Annotated in this window: 1 protein-coding gene; it reads left to right on the plus strand. The window is 35.2% G+C overall.

Annotated elements, in window-relative coordinates; genetic code table 11:
* Positions 1-23 precede the first annotated feature (23 nt).
* Positions 24-307 (plus strand): hypothetical protein (locus JL102_RS23440; RefSeq protein WP_202246901.1); only part of this gene is annotated, 284 nt, incomplete at its 3' end.

The following is a 307-nucleotide window of genomic DNA, read 5'->3' on the forward strand; positions in this document are numbered from 1 at the left end:
TAATATCTAAATCTCAACGAGCAATGGCTAAGGAAAGTGCCAAGCTGTCGATTAATGATATTTTCAGAATAGAGGATATACGTAGGCAGCAAGAAAAACTCAAGGCTGAAGTGATTGATCAATTGGATTACAAAAAACTGCAGGTATTACTCGATACTGAGATCCAAAATCATTACAAAGATGTGAAGCAATCAGAAATTGATAAGGAGCGCTCTACTATTATTAAAATTGCTAGTGCTTGTATTGCAATCTTTTTCTTTACCATGCTGGGCACTACCTTGTACATCAGAAGTAAAAAAGTCACTTA

The sequence above is a fragment of the Fulvivirga sediminis genome, assembly GCF_016757215.1.
GTDB classification, from domain to species: Bacteria; Bacteroidota; Bacteroidia; order Cytophagales; family Cyclobacteriaceae; genus Fulvivirga; species Fulvivirga sediminis.